The following is a 15840-nucleotide window of genomic DNA, read 5'->3' as shown; positions in this document are numbered from 1 at the left end:
TCGGCAAGTTGAAAACATCGTCTCGAAAACATACGCTCCGTCCAGACGAAACTCAGGGCAGCTTCGTGCCGCGCGTTCCAGCCGCTGGGAAGATTCGCTCCGATGATGAAGCCCGCCGTCATTATCCCGGAGGATCAGTCTTTCGCCCTTGCGACCTTACCGCCCGGCCGGGCGCAGAAACGGCTTGCCCTTGCGGTCATGCTCGCTTTCCTGGGCGTCGTCTTAATCTTGGCAGGGGCGCTCTCGAACGTCCAGCTGGCGCGGATCGATAGCTTCGTCCCGGCCTACGGCACGGCGATGTTCGTGAATGACATGATCACCGCGGTCCTGCTGTTCAACCAGTTCGCCACCCTGCGTTCGAGTGCCCTCCTCGCAATCTCAACCGGGTATCTCTTCACGGGGCTCATGCTTGTCCCCTGGATGCTGGTCTTTCCAGGGGCGTTCGCGCCAGTTGGCCTGCTTGGCGCGGGGCTACAGAGCACGGATTGGCTCAACGCTCTGGGTACGCCGGTTTTCCTACGTTCGTCATCGCATATACCCTTTTGAAGGTTGCCGATCCGCCCAAGCGATTGTGGGAGGGCTCAGTGGGCGCGACGATTCTTTCGAGTGTTGCGATGACGTCAGCCGTTGTGTGTGCCGTGACAGTTCTTGTCATAGTGGGTGAGGCATACTTGCCCCGCATCATGCTCGACCCGGTCCATTTTTCTACCCTCGCGCTCTATATTGCCAGTTGTCTAATCCTGTGGAACGCAGTTGCGCTCACTTTGCTCTGGATGCGCCAGCGTTCGGTGCTCGATCTGTGGCTGATGGTGGTTGTTTGCGCATATGCAATTGAGATCTATCTGGTCTCGTTTCCCGGTTTTGCCCGGTTCAGCGCCGGCTGGTATGCTGGCCGGGTCTTCGGGTTCGTGTCCAGCATTCTTGTACTCTTTGTCCTGCTGTATGAGATAACGACGCTTCACGCGCAGCTGCTCGGCGCGGTCCTGGCGCAACGTCGCGAACGTGAGGCGCGGCTGATGACCGGCGACGCCGTCTCGGCTTCAATTGCCCACGAAATCAAACAGCCATTAACGGCGATCATAGCCAGTGCCAACGCGGGATTGCACTGGCTTGATCGTGTCGAGCCTGAGCTCGATAGTGCCAGGAATGCATTTCGGCGCGTCGTGACCACCGGACACCGTGCGGACGCCGTGATCGAAAATATCCGGGTGCATTTCAAGACGGGTGCACGGACCCGGACTTCGCTCGATATCGACGATGTCATCCAGGAAGCTCTGGCCGTCGTCCGTGACCAATTGCGGAGACATCGGGTCGCCGTTCAAGCCGACGTTAACAAACGGCTGCCGCGGATAAGAGGCGAACAGGTTCAGCTCCAGCAAGTGCTGGTGAATTTGATTACGAACGCAATTGACTCCATGGCCACGAAGAATGGGGAGCGGGTCCTATCCATAAGGTCTGAAGTCCATCGCTCCAGATACGTGATGGTATCGGTAGAAGACACGGGGGAAGGTCTAGAGCCCGGCGGCGCCGTGGATCGGATATTCAACCCGATGTTCACGACCAAAACGGATGGCATGGGCATGGGGCTGTCAATCTGCCGGTCGATCATCGAGGCGCATGAAGGACAAGTATGGGTGACCGCCGATAAAGGCCGCGGCGCCATTTTTCACTTCACGGTTCCGGTAGACTCGGACAGCCCATCCTAGTAGCCGCCTGAGTCCGACTTTGGCCCTTAGCGTCGAAGCGTACCCATCACTTCGGCGTCGGCTGTTCGGGGAAGACCGGACATGGATGCAGGTATGCCAAACCGACGCGAATTGCACTAAGCCGCTGTCGCGGTACAGCACGACGGTGCGATATCCGCGAGTAGGGAAGTGGCTCCGCTGCCCGGCGACAGATCGGCCCGGGTGGGCTCTGCCAGCAATTAGCTGCGCATGGCGGCGCGGAAACCGACGAAGCTCAACGCGCCCGCCACGGTGACGGCAATCCAGCTCACCCAAAACGGCACATCGACGCCATTCAAGGTGACGGACCATCCATCACAATCCGGATCAACTGCAAAAGCGCGCTCAAGGCAAAGATGGCGGCGGCGAGCGTGCAAAAGGTTCTTATGGTCATTGCCCGTCTCCGACGGCACACGAGGACGTGGCTCGCCCCCGCAGCCAAAATGGGGAGGGGCCGGCGCGGCGGCCGCATTCTCAATGTGTCGCACAATCGCCGTTTCGCGACGCCGCGAGTCGGGATCACTTCCGCCTTTGGCACAAATGCGAAGTGCAGCGATGTCCGCGGTTACTGTGAGCGGCACTTCGTCCCCACAATCCGCGGGCAGTGTTACTGCGCCAGAAATCTATATGCGACAATCAGAGCCACCATGCTCGCGAAAATCAGCAGTGCTGGAAGGGGTTCTCGGATCATTGGCTTCGTCGAATGCAGTGCAGCCGATAGACCGGGCTGATTAGGCCGTTTCTTGAGCCGCACGTCTTTGCCCTCTGTCATTGGTGTGCGAGCCTTTGGTTCCGGGGGCGCGCCCACGCCTCCCATCTCGCTGTAATAAGCGCTGTAGACCTCGCGAACGGCTAGGGCCGTGGACTCGGCCTCGCTCATTGTCTCGAGCCGAGTTCGATAGTTAGTCAGAAAGCTTTGGGCGCTGGACGGCAGGTCATCGAAACCACCGAGCTTGGCCATCATGAGCCAGGTGGCAAAATCCGCTTCAGCCTTCGTGCGCGCTTTCTTGGCGATACTAGCTTTGGAGCTAGAGGACATGGTGGTCCGATTGGTTTGAACCCGGCCGCGAAGCTGTTCATTGACACCATCCGCGCGGCGGGAAAGGCAATTGGCAATCCAGTCACAGTAATGACGGCGCGGGAGAGTTCAAACGCGAATCTTACCAACTAGTCGGCTCCTGGCCCAGGTTGAAGCGGACTGAGCAGGCTAGCTAGGGTAGGACTCACCTCCGCTGATGCCCCAACGGCAGTAGCTCTGCAACGCACATACGAACAGTAAACGCGGAAAACAGCGCCTGCAGGCCGATCCATTAACGTTTGCGGATATCCACTCCTTCGCACCCTGGCCGCAGTCTTCCGCACGTGCAAAGGGATATGGCAACTGATCGGCCAAATCCTTAGCTCATCCACGGTCGTAAGCCACGGTCCGAGTGCCGCGGCGAAAGAGATTTGGCAGGCTGCTGCACTTCGCAGCTGCGGCTGCTTCGGACCCGGACTAGTCACGAACACAATGAATCCCTTGCGCCGCCAGTTTTGAGCCGTATGCCGCCCATGTCGGCGCGAAGGGTCGAGGGGGTGGGGACGATACACCGGGAGTTTTCGATATCCGGTTATTTGAGATTTTGCTTCGCTGGTTTTGCTCTCGCTGGAATTCTTTCAACGACGCCCGCGTCCTCCGACCCTCTTGACGACTTGTTCAATATCGCTCCGCGCGCACGTGCTCCGACCTATCCGGCGCGAGCGGAATGCTTGGCGCGGCCCGGCGACTCGGTCCCCGATGACCAGCATTGGGTCTATCGAGTCGATGGTCGCCGCAAATGTTGGTTCCTGGCCGAGGGCATTGCGACAGTGAAGAAGCCCGTTCGTTCTCGCATAGCTAAAGATCCCGTGGCTAGTCGTAAGCGGAGCCCGGTCGTTGACGCGCGCGCAGAGTTGCTGCGGCCCAGACCGGCCGAGCAGTCTCAGCCCCCTGTCCCTGAATTCAAAGTAGCTGAGGCTGCTTCCGAACTTGGAACGAGCACGACGGCCCCGATACCAGCGGTACCCGACCTGCATCGGCGTACCAACCAGCTCACGGCGGAGTTCTCCGTGCCGCCCCAAGTTGACGTAGAGAAGCTTCTTGCGGCTGCGAGTGACGCCGCTGCTGCCTCGATGCCCCCGGTTCTGCCGGTGGGCATGGGCCCTAGGGGGGCCGGCGATGAGGGGAGGGGGTGGGCGGTGACCTGGTTGGGCTTGCTGCTGATCGTCTTAGGAGTCGGCTCCGTATCGAGCTCAAGCCGTGCGCTACGCGAAGCCGTGCTGTTGCGCTATCGGGAATTGATGGGTCTCGGAGCCGCGCCAGGAAGAGCAAGCTACGGCATGTAGTTGTCACGTGGCGAGATCTCGGCATGTCGCCGTGTGACCCAAAGCGGATCTAGCCGCCCATACCTCATCCCGGTTAGATGAAGCGAGACGCGACGTCTTCGGCCTCTAGGACGGGATGGCTTAAAGGATGTACCCACTTATAGTTGGTTCGCTGGCCTGACGAAACAGCCTAAGATTGTATTGGATGCAGCCGAGGAGGACTTCCGATGCGCAGGCAGCCTGTTCCGCTTACCCCGGGTGACCTGGTCAATCATCAATTCGGCACCGACGACAACCTGATAGGCACCCCAGGCGCACCGACCTCGTTCGGTGATGCTGGTGGCAGCATGTTCGACTTCTCGAAGGGAGGGAACGACACTTTCGATGAAATCGGACCTTCCAACTACACATTCTATGGGGACGTGGTCGGCAGTATTTTCGATTCTGCTCAGGGCGGCGATGACATTTTTAACGGACTCACCGCGACCAGTGTCACTGCCTACGGCGACGCGGGTGCCGACATGTCGGACCAAAGTAAGGGCGGCAACGATACCTTCTTGAGTGGTACCGGCAGACAGCAAATCAATACGTTCTTCGGCGACGCTGGCGGCGCCATGTCGGGTCATGCTCAGGGCGGCGATGACAGTTTCATAACTCAGACGGTACAGGGCGGCACCCACACCTTTTACGGTGACGCGGGCGGCGACATGTCTGGCCATAGCAAGGGCGGGGACGACAGCTTTCAGGGCTCTAGGCAGGCTGGAAACATCTTTTTTGGTGATAGCGGAAGCAACATGTCCGGTCACGCCCAGGGCGGCGATGACTCATTCACCGCCAGAACGGACTCAGGCAACACATTCTACGGGGATGCCGGCGGTGACATGACCGGCCACAGCAAAGGTGGCAACGACACCTTCAACGGGGCCTTGTTCGCAACGCAGGTGTTCTACGGTGATGCCGGAGGCAACATGTCCGGCCATGCTGAGGGAGGCGACGACCGTTTCACGGGCTCCGGTGGGGCGATCATGTCGAAGACCTTCTATGGCGATGCCGGCGGTGACATCTCCGGCTTTGCCAAGGGTGGCAACGATACTTTCATAAACGAGGGCGGCTCCACGGTGTCTTTTTACGGGGACGCCGGCGCCACAATGTCCGGCCATGCGCAAGGCGGGAACGACCTTGCGACGTTGCTGGGTACCAAGAACTTCGCCGTTGGCGATGCTGTTACGATGCTCGACGCTACCAGCGGAGGTAATGACAGTCTCAGCGGCGGCGACAGTTCGGTGACGGATGTTGTGAACCAGCTCTATGGAGACGCGCAAGTCATGGGCGGGGCGACCCAAGGAGGCGATGATCTTATCTTCGGGGGCCACGCCGTTGACAGCGGCCGGGTCGACAACTTCTTATGGGGCGATGCGGCGCAAATTTCAGGTCGTGCTAAGGGCGGCAGCGATGTCCTATACGCGGGGACGGCTGGGCAAGGTTGCACAGTCAGCAATGAGATGTGGGGAGATGGTGAACTGAGCGGCAATGCTCATGGAGGTTCCGATACGTTTGTATTCAAGGACAATGGTCTAATGACTGTTGGAGCCAACAATCTCATCCAAGATTTCAGCCAATGCCAGGATGATAGGATCGCTTTCATTGACGTTGCGGGTGTGCACTCGTTTGGTGACCTTGTCATCACCCAGAGCGGAACTAGCACCATTATCATGGCGGGAGCTGATCAGGTAACGCTTGCAAACTTCACCGACTTGATGACGGCGAATGACTTTTTGTTTGTTTGAGAGCGCTCCTCTTCGTTACCATGGTCGCGATCGGCCGACGGCGCAAGCGGCTAGGGATGCGACAGGTCCAGCCCGTGGCCGCACCGCGTGAAGACCTTGACGACTTCGTGGGCATCTGGACCTGCGCCCGATAGCCGTCGAACTTGATTTCGTGAATCCATCGCTCGATCGCGGAGGCGAGTACCGGCTGCACGAAACGGGAAACGGCGCCTTGATGCCATGCGCTTCCAGCTTTTTCCGTTGGAAGGCCATCGCTATACGAGGCGCAGGCTTATGAACTCCTGAGATACGACGGGACGTCGCTCAGTTGCAGATTGCAGCGATGCAACATCCCTCTCGGACCAGCGCTCTCCATGTTGACGGCGACGACCTTGATCGACCTGCAATATCGCCGACGAGGAGATCTTGAATGACGCTTTCAAGATTCGCAGTCTCAAGGTCGGCTTCGCGCCAGGCACGGCCAGCCTGTCCAAAGTCGTTGGCGACCAGATAGACGGTTGGCTCGTGCGCCGACATGAGAGAAGAGTTCTCGGCAAAGTTAATCTCGAACGCTCAACATTTGTTAGAGCCTGCGATGAATCCAGGGGCGGAGAATATCTACCGACGCCCAGCCTTGAGCCGGTGCGTCGTGGCGGTCCCGGCGTCTCCGCTCCTCTCGAGCCCCGGAGGCGCTTGGGGCCACTCACCCGTACACGCGCCTCAGTGGGCGCCAGCCGTTCTTGTCGACCTCCACCCCGAAAGCCTTCCGGCATGCGCAGTTCTCGCAGTCGTTTCTCGCTGGAATTGAAGAGCTGATCTATTCAATGCGGGTGTTGCGCGTCAGTGAATACGTCTGACGTAGAGCCTGATACTACTCTCGTCGTCCCGCTTCGGGTTCAGAAGCATCTCTGAACACGATTAGCTGGTTCGGGCATGGGCCAATAGTAACTATCCGAAAGGCCGCTATCGGTGCAGAGCGGAAACGTCCTTAATTGGGGTGAGCTTGGCTTTTAGAAAGTCCACGATTTGGTACTTAGTTCAGCCATCTCCGAGGAATGCTTCCGGAACATGGCGATCCGCTTGTTTGTGAATTCTGCGATTACACCGGGAAATTCAAGGGGCGCCTTAATCATCGCAAGCCTTTGAGCGAATTCAAAAGCAAATTGCATGTTGGTTTGTGCCATTTCCAGTAGCTGCGCTTGATAAGCTCGCACGTTTGCGTTGGCTGAAGAAAGAATATCAACCCCTCTCTTTGAATTGTTTTCCGTCATCTGTTTGGAGTCATTTTGTAGGGCTGCATCCGTGACAAGAAGCGGATTCTTAACGGGGAGGGCGTCTTGCTGCGAATCTGCGCTCACGGGCGGAACGCCCGCTTTCGGGCTTCTGATAATAGCTTGCGCAGTCCGTTGGGCCTTCGCGACCATTCTCGGGCGGCGGGCGTGCTTTGACGCCGTTGCCGGTTTACGTTTGCTCATCTGACACTCCAAGGATGACGATCGACCAAGGTCGTTGCCAGACGACAACCTGCTATGCAGCGCGACGTTCCGAAAGTCCCACTTACTGAGGCCGACATCTCATGTTCGTTGATCCCCTGTCGCACCTTTGCAACTTCGAACGTCTTTGACGGCTTTTAATCCGTCAGTTTCTCTCACCTAATGCCGTTAAGCTAGTTCCGTCTGGACAGCGATCCGCCTGAGCGCACGTTTTCGACTCCGACCCGAATTGAGCCCGCCCAGTCGCTTCGCATTCGCCGCGACATGCCGTCGATACTGAGGACTATTTCATTGCCCGAAGCTCCAGCCATTAGACTTGCAGAGGCTTCGAAAGCCGCGTGCATCTTTTGGCCGACCCTCAATTCAGCTTCGCGACGGACAATTGCTGTCACGCACTTGGAGACGACGGCTTCGAGCCCGACCTTGCAAGCATGGGCAAACATCTCGCCCCCGTCGATCTCAGAACTCTCGCTAAACTGGACGTCGGTGTCGGCGAGAGCGCAGCCTGCATGAGGTGCAGCGACAGGGCCTGGTTTCGGCAGCTTCATCGAGACGGCGGGATCTTGGTCGGCTATGTCCGCGCGTGTTCGCGACACCTTCGCCGCCTTCACCGGCGCCGGCATCTAGGAGCAGATCCGAGTAGAGTCGGGCGTAGGAGCCGGGTTCAAGCAGGGGCAGCATGAAGCGGCGGCGCTGAACGCACAGGAAGCGTGACTGGGAGCGACTGACGGCATGCTAGGAGAAGAAGGAAGCAGAGAAGGAAATACGCCACCGGGCTCAAATACATGTCCCGGCGGCGGTGTTCATTTCCAGCCCCGAGATGGGACCTAACAAAAACCTCGGATATAGGTCCTACGCACGAAACCTAGGAAGGTTTCAGGGGCCACCAGTGCACGCTGGCGGGCCTAGCACTCCCGGGAGCCCACCAGTGGATGATGACGCATGGCTGGCTGTCCCACTAGTCTCAAAATAGAACGCTGCCGAGCTCGAAATACATGTCCCGGCAGCGTCTCATTCTCAAACTGAGCACTGAAATCCCAGTTAGCGCTAATTTTGCAATGGGCGTGCCACAGGTTGTGACTGCGCTCGCCGGTTCACGCTGGCGGGCCTTCTCATCAGGTAAGGCAGGAGACAATCGCTAGGACAACGTCAGCGCCCAGGTCTGAGGCATATGCCGAAAGCAGAACGCCGGCGGAAAGTGCGACAGCAATCACTTCGAAAATCGTCATTTGGAACTCCCCTCTTCAATTCCAAGCGGGGAGCGTTAGGCCTGGCGTGTTTCCACTGTGTTTCGTGGGCTCATCAAAGAATTTCGTGCACGTGGTTGTGATACACCGGGAAAAACAGGCAGTTTGTTAAATGCACGTGCTGAAGGAGGGCTCCGCTTAGCTGCCAGAGCAGCTTCTTGATTGCACACCGTGCCCGACGCCAAGTCGGGACAATGTGGTAACAGGGTGCGTCAAAAAGGATCGTGCAAATTTGCAAGGTCGGTTCTCGACGGCCGCCCTGATGCCACTAGAGTAACTGTTGTGAAGGTCTCTAGTTAATCTCGCCAATGGAGCCCCAAATGTCCGAGAGCCGCCCCCCTTTTCCCCCGTTCACACGTGAAACCGCCATCATCAAGGTACGGCAGGCCGAGGATGGCTGGAATTCGTGCAACCCAGAAAAGGTCGCCTTGGCGTACTCGACCGATACCTATTGGAGAAATCGGGCCGAGTTCGCGAAAGGACGCGCGGAAGTCGTCGCGTTTCTTACTAGGAAGTGGACTAAGGAGTTGGATTATCGGCTCATAAAGGAGCTCTGGGCCTTCAATGAAAATCGGATCGCCGTTCGCTTCGCGTACGAATGGCACGACGACTCGGAAAATTGGTTCCGCTCGTACGGGAACGAGAACTGGGAGTTCAACGAAGATGGACTGATGCGACGCAGGTTCGCGTGCATCAACGACCTCCCAATCAAGGCATCGGAGCGCAAGTATCATTGGGACCGTAGCGCCCCGCGTCCCGCGGATCATCCCAGCCTATCCGACCTCGGGCTTTAGCATCCGTTGCGCTTGCTCAAGGAAGTCATACGGCGCTGTCCTAATTAGGACACCCGCAGGGGTATCTGTACCATTCTGCCTCACGTTAAGATCCGGATAGAGGCCGCCTTCAATTGGCGGCCTCGGTTCATTGATCCCTCTTCAGCTTCCGCCGCCCCCAGTGCGGCTCTTTGCCCTTCGGGTTGAGCTCTGGGACGTAGTGCCGGTTTAGGGCTCGCACGACCCCGATGCGGGCAAACATCGTCGGGCCGCCACCTTCCGCCACCAGGATCAAGGCTTCCATCGCTGCTTGCCATTCCGGCGCGGCGTGCTCTTTCTTCGGCAGTGCGGCAATGTATTCGCCGGCGTCGAGCAGCGTCGCAGTACGCGGTCGCCGATACAGATGGGATCCTCGAAAGGCCGACGCCATCCTCGGCCAGTCATTCACCGGTTAGATTTTCTCGGAAATAGCCGGTCGCGAATAAAGCGTGATGTTGGCGTCAGGCGCACCCCACGGGGCTTTTGCCAAACGGCGCGGTCGATCTCCTTCTTGTCGCCGATCTCGAGCCTGCCCTTGGCTCCCTTGGCGATGAAGATCGCGTCGCTCATCTTGCGGCCGGAGTACTTGTTCTTGATCTTCACCTCTCTCCAGAGGCTCAGCCGGCCGAGCTTCAGCCGCGGCAACTCCTCCTTGATCTCCCGTCGCAAGCAATCCTTTTCGGTTTCTCGCGACCGCTTCCGGCCGCCGGGAAACATCCACAAACCATCGCTCCGGCGCCTCACCAAAAGAACTTTGCCACGTTTGGCTGCAACGAGCTTAGATGCCTTTGCCATTTCAGCTGAATGAGCCTCCATGAAGAATCGTCAGCGATTATAGCTGGATGGCCCTTTGTTCCAAACGGTGCCTACCGATACCCCATGCCACCGATTGGCCCTTTGGCGTTCCAGTTGAAGTCCGGTCGTACGTCTGCGCCGCGCCCGCCGCAGGCGGTGCAGACGAAGCGCGGCTCGACATCTGACAGCCGGACATCGTCGGGCCAGCGATCGGTGCCGAAAGCAACGTGATGGCCGCAGTGGCAATAGATGAGGACGCCACGCAAGCCCATCTCGCGCATCTCGCCGAAGGTGATCTTGAGTGGTCGCCCGTCGGGGTGCGTAGGCGTGTGGCGGCGGGTAGGGCAAAGCATGCCGCGATCAAAGCGGCATCCAAGCGCGTCGCAAATTATCAATCCCTTGGTCCGCGGAACGAACGCGAGCCACTGCGCGTCGTGGTGAGGGAAGGCCCGCCGGGGCTGGCTGAGCTGGCGGGCCCTCACCCCAAGCACAAGGCCGTGCATCTCCCACACGGCCCCGTCCCGAAGCCGAGGCTGCGCGTGTTTGCTTAACGAGTAGCGCTGGCCCCAAGATGGCGGGCGTCATTCGCGACTGCTCGCGGGCGCATAGCGCGTAGTCTTGGCAGCGCTCTCAATGTTGTGGTTTTCGGCCTCTGCTGGAGTTTCGAATGGCACCGCTACGACTTCGACGTTCGGTGCAATCATCACGGCAAGGTACGGGAGCCCCAGCTGGGGCGGATTGTAAACAACGAAAGTTATGCCCGACATTTTCGTGTATCTCGCATCCGAGGTAACGGCTGAGCGCCATCTTCCATGCGAAGCGATCTCCCGCTATTGCCCACCGGCCGTATCCCTAGATCAAGGTGAAGGAACTCTTGCGAAACTTTTCGTCGTGCGGGCGCCTATACAATTCCCAAAAAAGGGCCCCAGCCCAAATGGGGATGAGCCGGGGCCTAGAGGTTACCTTCGGCGAGCCCGATGGCGTCGGGAAAACTTGGCAAAAACCACGATGTTCCTGGCTCGGCAGAATCCCCGCGGCGCAAAACGTCAACGGTGCAGGGGTAGCACCAAGCTGGACCCCGATCGGCCGAGCGAGCGCTGTGTGAAACAGCCACACGCAGGGGAGATTTAGAACTTGGCTGGGAACGTCTATGTCGCGCCCGGCTTGTGTTATGCGGTGACGGTCTCGGTCCCACGAGACAGAAGCCTGTCCGGAAGCCCCAGCATCATTACGCCCCCCGGCCCGATGCTGGGGCCTCCACGGGCAGAGGATTCAAAGATGGGTCCCAATGCCAATACGGTTTTGGGCGTCCTGCTGGCGGCAGCCCTCCTGTACCTCATTTTTGTTCATTAGCCGGTTTCCGGGCTCAGTGGCCTAGTTTGAAATTGTCGCCTAATTTCGATAGCGTTCCTGCTTCGGAACGAGGCGGTGTTTTGGGCGGAGTCATGCGAGAGTTTCGCGCATACATAATCGATGATGAGGGGCACATAACGCTCCGAGTTGACCTTGAGGTACACGATGAGGCGGAGGCTAGGGAGCGAGCCAAATTGCTTGTAGACGGGTACACGGTAGAGCTTTGGGAAGGCGCAACCAGGCTCGATAGATTTGAGCCGATCAGCAGGCATTAAGGCAGGCCGCCTCGGTTGGCGGCCTCTTTCATGCTGCAGGTGGCGCGCGGCGCAAGAAGCGCAAGAATACAACTTCAGATTCGTTGTCGTCGGCCGACCGCCATGAAAGACTGACGGCATATTTCGCGTCTCGGAGGGAATACCCGATGCGCCTTGCATTGCCTTATGTGGGAATTGGTTTTTGCGCGCTTCTCTCGGGCTGGTTGTCCTTTACCCTGATCTATTGAGTGAGTAGGCCGCCCGGGCCTAGCAAGCGCACGTAAGTCCCGCTCTCGTGCATCTGGAGCCAGCCGCGCTCGATCGCGTGTTTGAGCCCGGCGCCGAATTCGCTGCCGCTGCCCTTCAGCTTGAACAAGAAGGGCGCGTTGATCCTCTCGATATAGATCCGGCCGTCCTGGACAGGGTCGACGCTCGCTGCGAGCTCGACGAGCTTGCGCGCGGCCGCTTCCGGGTCAGCATAGGGTCGTTCTTCGGTGTGCTTCATCGGCGTATCCCATTGGCCGCCCGCGCGGCGGTGATGTGTGCGCGGTGCTGGTAGCTCGTCACCTATCTATCTGCACAAGCGATCTGTCCGATACTCCTCGAGTGGTCGAATGTTCACAACACCTCCGCATGAACCTGAGCCACGCCACGATCCGTAATACCCAAGCTCCGCGCCGCGGCCAACGAAAGGTCGAGGACACGACCGCGGACGAACGGACCGCGGTCATTGACTATGACGATGACGCTTCGGCTTCCGTGGGTGACGCGCAACTTGGTACCGAAGGGCAGGCGGCGGTGCGCTGCTGTTAGCCGATTACGATCAAACGATGAACCGCTCGCTGTCTTGCCTTTGGCATAAGAATAGTAGGAGGCCGTGCCGGAGAAGACTCGATTCTGAGATTGAGCTCTTGAACGATCTTTCGAGGGCTCTTCCGAAGTCTGAGGTTGCGTTTGCTGTGTGGTCGAAGGTTGCGTTTGCGTTTCGTCCTTCTTTGTCTGGTCGCTTCCTTCAGGAGCTGGCTCCGCGTGAGCTCTTGGAATGATGGACCACCTGTCATCGAAGTTTTGTCCGACAGCAGGAGTTGAGTAGATCGCCATCCAAGCTGGGATTGTTGCAATCGCGATCATTCTACAAAGAACTTGCATGATCGGCCTCACGCACAAATGAAACTGATGGACAATGCGAACTCATCGGCCTGTGTTCCTGCACGCGCATCCACGTGCAGAACAAAGGTGAATGCATGCCGATGGTCCGATGGGTGGTTCCAAGAGTGTTTAGACGCAGCGCACCAGACGCCATCGCTGCGACGCATCACGCCGTAGAAACCGCAAAACCGAAGGCACAAATCATATTCGCCTCCAGCAGCCGCTGCTTGGCTTCTACTCCGGTGGTGCAGTCTTTCGATCTCGAAATTGCATTGGCCGCCAGCACGCCACGTCTGGCGAGGTAGAGATCGATCACCTTCTGCGCCTTGTCGACGCTCCAGCATAGCGCCTCGGCGATCTCTGCGCCGGCCTCAGCGAGCAGCGTCGCGGCTGTGCCGCGGTTATCGTGGAAATTGGCCAGCGCGCTTTGACGCATTCGGCGTTCTTGCCGTTGGCTGCGGCCTCGGCTTCGAAGGGCCGCACGTTCCTCCTCCTCGACGCCAAGAGCGGAGAGCGATCAACGGCGCGCCAATACATATCCAATCAGGAAGGCGATTCCGAGCGATGCGAGCGGAGCCTCGCGCGTTAGGTCGCTGACGATAGCCTTCCACTGGCCAGGCGGCTTGCCGTCGCCGAGCCCCTCGCGGACATCGCGTGCGACCTCGCGGACCGTTTCGTTGGCGGCAGCGAAAGTTGAGGTTTGGGTTTGGGATGGCGTGTCAGTCATGGCGTCCTCCTCGAGCGACAATGAACCGCGGAGAGCCTGGTTCCTCCAGAACTGAGGGGGTCTGCTGTGCCTGACAGTGCGACAAGACGGCATGCTGTTCGTCTCACGCTTTAGGAACGAGGCAATAACACAACGTATTGTCGGAGGAAATGGCGGGCGGAGCCTCGCAATGATCAGCGTGTCAAGGAAGGATCTGGAGCTGATAGCACTGCGGGAGATCCGGAGCTTTCCGGGGGGCGAATTAGTCATCGCGGTCGAAATCGAATGCGACGAAGGTTATCCGAACGACATGAATTGGCGTTTGGACGTTACTGCGGCCGATAACGCCGACATAGATCGCATCGAGTATGCCGCTCGGACGACAACCGCAAGACTTAAGCGTCGATACGTTTTCCGGCGGCACTGAAGATCGATCGCGAGAACTTTTAGAGCAAGGTTTGCGCAGTAGGAGGAGCGACCGATGCCAAACTTAAGTCAGGAAGACATTCGTATTCGTGCCTACGAGCTTTGGCGTGCAGCGGGCGAGCCAAACGGGGACATGGAGGCCTTCTGGTTTGAAGCCGAGAAACAGCTTCTGGCGGAACGGTCGCAAGCAGATGAACTTCCGCCCGGCATGACCGATAATCTGCCGGTATATGAGCAATCAGGGCGCGTGGCGATTGCGCCACGCGCCTTCGAGCAACGAGCCGTCAACGTTTGGCGGGCGGGCCGCTCTTGTTTCCCGGCAGACCTTTGACATTGGATGAGTCCTGTTGCTGGGTCGACATGGTCTGACCCACGGTACCGGTGGGAGAGGGACCGCTTTCGCTACCAGGTGCTCCGGCAATTCCGGTCCCGGAATTCTGAGCGCTAGGCGCCGTCGCCGTGGAATCGGCGCGACCGGAGTTGCTGCCCGGCGCTTGCGCCGCGGAACCTGGCCTGTCCTGTTCACCGACGTAGCCCGACGCACCGGAGTTGTGAGTCTTGATGCCTTTATCGGCTTCGTTTTGCAGGTTTTGCGATGGCGAGCTCTGTTGAGCTATGACCGGCGTAAAGCCAGCGGCAAGAACGATCGCTGCAAGTGCGATGCGACGCATGAGTTCCTCCTTGGGTTGTTTCCTCAACAACGTGAGAAGGGCTCACTGGCTCCTAAGTTCTTTTTGATTCTTTGAAGGCCGATCGCATTCGCGCGCATTGCAAGAAGCGTTCGGGCCAACCTTCATTGATTGTGTCGCCCAAATCTGATCAGGGTGATGTTCTGTCCCGGTACCCAGCCGTGATCGTCACAGTTGACGCACGTCGTGGGGCTCACAATCGCTGGCCCAATCAGTAGGTTAGGTTGTTCAGCGGTTTTCCGCCTAGGCTGTGAGTGGATCACCTCCGGCTCTAATCCGAGTTCGGTCATGGGCGCATTTTAGCGGGGCCGACGAGGTGCGGTAACCCGGTGAGGCCTTACGGGTCGAGCGGCCCTTTCCAATCTGTAAAGTCGTATCGGCTCCACCATCGATGAAGGGACCGCCCACACGCTTCACAATCGAAGCGTCCGTTTCCCACGACCGGCCGCATTATTTGGATCGCGCTATGAAGCGCCCCGCAAAATAAGCAACTGAAAAAGACGCGCAATGGTGGTTGGTTGGTCATCGATCCTTGGTCGCCGCTCGTTGGGCCGACTGGAACGCCGTAATAGAAAGGCCGATTTCTATCTTGGTAATTCACGCAAAAAGTTTGTGAGCTTGCGCCAACGATGGCCCGCATCAAAGTTGAAAGGATTTCTTTACCTTCACTTTGGTTCCGGCCCGACCAGTCCTAGCCAGGCGAGCGCTTTCGCGCTGATAGTAGTCAGACCGCCGCTGCTGGGGGCCAAACGGAGTCGTCCGAATGGGTGTCGCAGGCTGGCGCTTCGCGCGTGTGAAAAGAACTGTTATCGGACGGCCAGCCGTTATCGCTGTGCTGGAAAAGCTGCCGCTTATCTGCCCGCTAGTTCTTGCAGCTGCCTCGCTGCTCATGATCGGGATTGGACTCTACCGCGATTTGCAGTGACGTTCGCCCCTTGCTGGTCTGGCCTATCGGCTAACGGTTTGTCGAGTTGTTCGGCGAACTTGGCCTCGGCGCGGGTGTCGGCCGGCTCGATGCCGTGGCGTCGTTGCTGGCGCTCATAGCGCTGGAATACGATGGCCGAGCTGCTCGGCGCTGTTGCA

15 protein-coding genes and 1 pseudogene are annotated in these 15840 nt (G+C 58.5%); 7 read left to right on the top strand and 9 right to left on the bottom strand.

All coding sequences use genetic code 11. The features are described 5' to 3' along the window. The first annotated feature begins 102 nt into the window (after positions 1-102). Together AB7531_RS28655 and AB7531_RS28650 are read left to right on the top strand one after the other, a co-directional pair. Positions 103-546, top strand: a complete 444-nt coding sequence (locus AB7531_RS28655) for an MASE4 domain-containing protein (protein WP_256376418.1) — start codon at positions 103-105, stop codon at positions 544-546. Beyond that, on the top strand, positions 486-1706 hold the full coding sequence (locus AB7531_RS28650; RefSeq protein ID WP_354125758.1) for a sensor histidine kinase: 1221 nt from the start codon (positions 486-488) through the stop codon (positions 1704-1706). Before AB7531_RS28655 ends, AB7531_RS28650 begins: the two co-directional genes overlap by 61 nt. Positions 1707-2331: 625 nt before the next feature. Here the strand turns inward: AB7531_RS28650 and AB7531_RS28645 are convergent. Continuing rightward, positions 2332-2763: a hypothetical protein gene (locus tag AB7531_RS28645; RefSeq protein WP_283018611.1), complete on the bottom strand. Its 432-nt coding sequence runs from the start codon at positions 2761-2763 to the stop codon at positions 2332-2334. Positions 2764-4294: 1531 nt separating this feature from the next. Between AB7531_RS28645 and AB7531_RS28640 the strand changes: the two genes are divergently transcribed. Beyond that, the gene (locus tag AB7531_RS28640) at positions 4295-5854 is read left to right on the top strand and encodes a hypothetical protein (RefSeq protein ID WP_283018612.1); all 1560 of its coding nucleotides are present in this window, start codon (positions 4295-4297) and stop codon (positions 5852-5854) included. Positions 5855-6843: 989 nt separating this feature from the next. On the opposite strand, the gene AB7531_RS28635 is transcribed toward AB7531_RS28640, so the two are convergent. Then, positions 6844-7308, bottom strand: coding sequence for a hypothetical protein (locus tag AB7531_RS28635; RefSeq protein WP_063984134.1), 465 nt, complete (start codon positions 7306-7308; stop codon positions 6844-6846). 1585 nt (positions 7309-8893) lie between these two features. Between AB7531_RS28635 and AB7531_RS28630 the strand changes: the two genes are divergently transcribed. Next, positions 8894-9367, top strand: coding sequence for a nuclear transport factor 2 family protein (locus tag AB7531_RS28630; RefSeq protein WP_063986489.1), 474 nt, complete (start codon positions 8894-8896; stop codon positions 9365-9367). A 127-nt stretch (positions 9368-9494) separates the two neighbouring features. Here the strand turns inward: AB7531_RS28630 and AB7531_RS28625 are convergent. From AB7531_RS28625 to AB7531_RS28595, 7 genes and pseudogenes are all read right to left on the bottom strand, one after another. After that, a pseudogene (locus AB7531_RS28625) lies at positions 9495-9790 on the bottom strand (hypothetical protein). After that, the gene (locus AB7531_RS28620; protein ID WP_084795202.1) at positions 9791-10180 is read right to left on the bottom strand and encodes an NUDIX hydrolase; all 390 of its coding nucleotides are present in this window, start codon (positions 10178-10180) and stop codon (positions 9791-9793) included. It lies immediately after the preceding pseudogene. A gap of 71 nt (positions 10181-10251) precedes the next feature. Then, entirely contained in the window at positions 10252-10533 is a 282-nt protein-coding gene (locus AB7531_RS28615; RefSeq protein WP_063986488.1) for a hypothetical protein, read from the bottom strand. Between the two features lie 1495 nt (positions 10534-12028). Beyond that, complete coding sequence (locus tag AB7531_RS28610; RefSeq protein WP_063984131.1) at positions 12029-12292, bottom strand: hypothetical protein; 264 nt, start codon at positions 12290-12292, stop codon at positions 12029-12031. A gap of 113 nt (positions 12293-12405) precedes the next feature. Then, positions 12406-12936 (bottom strand): septal ring lytic transglycosylase RlpA family protein, encoded by a 531-nt coding sequence (locus AB7531_RS28605; protein WP_245285773.1) that lies wholly within the window; start codon positions 12934-12936, stop codon positions 12406-12408. Between the two features lie 166 nt (positions 12937-13102). After that, on the bottom strand, positions 13103-13372 hold the full coding sequence (locus tag AB7531_RS28600; RefSeq protein ID WP_063984130.1) for a hypothetical protein: 270 nt from the start codon (positions 13370-13372) through the stop codon (positions 13103-13105). Positions 13373-13453: 81 nt separating this feature from the next. Next, complete coding sequence (locus tag AB7531_RS28595) at positions 13454-13663, bottom strand: hypothetical protein (RefSeq protein WP_028160561.1); 210 nt, start codon at positions 13661-13663, stop codon at positions 13454-13456. Positions 13664-13832: 169 nt separating this feature from the next. On the opposite strand from AB7531_RS28595, the gene AB7531_RS28590 reads away from it, so the two are divergent. The 3 genes from AB7531_RS28590 to AB7531_RS28580 all read left to right on the top strand — a co-directional run bounded on the left by AB7531_RS28590 (position 13833) and on the right by AB7531_RS28580 (position 15682). After that, a complete protein-coding gene (locus AB7531_RS28590) occupies positions 13833-14069 on the top strand; it encodes a hypothetical protein (protein ID WP_245285774.1) in 237 nt (78 codons plus the stop codon). A 54-nt stretch (positions 14070-14123) separates the two neighbouring features. Continuing rightward, positions 14124-14399: a DUF2934 domain-containing protein gene (locus AB7531_RS28585; protein WP_063984129.1), complete on the top strand. Its 276-nt coding sequence runs from the start codon at positions 14124-14126 to the stop codon at positions 14397-14399. A gap of 1121 nt (positions 14400-15520) precedes the next feature. Then, positions 15521-15682 carry a hypothetical protein gene (locus AB7531_RS28580; RefSeq protein WP_187387746.1) on the top strand — a complete coding sequence of 54 codons (162 nt, stop codon included), beginning with the start codon at positions 15521-15523 and terminating at the stop codon, positions 15680-15682. The last annotated feature ends 158 nt before the right edge of the window (positions 15683-15840 follow it).

Source organism: Bradyrhizobium sp. 63_E2_N1_3, from assembly GCF_052076005.1.
Taxonomy (GTDB): domain Bacteria; phylum Pseudomonadota; class Alphaproteobacteria; order Rhizobiales; family Xanthobacteraceae; genus Bradyrhizobium; species Bradyrhizobium barranii.
This window is presented reverse-complemented; position numbering and strand designations above follow the sequence as displayed.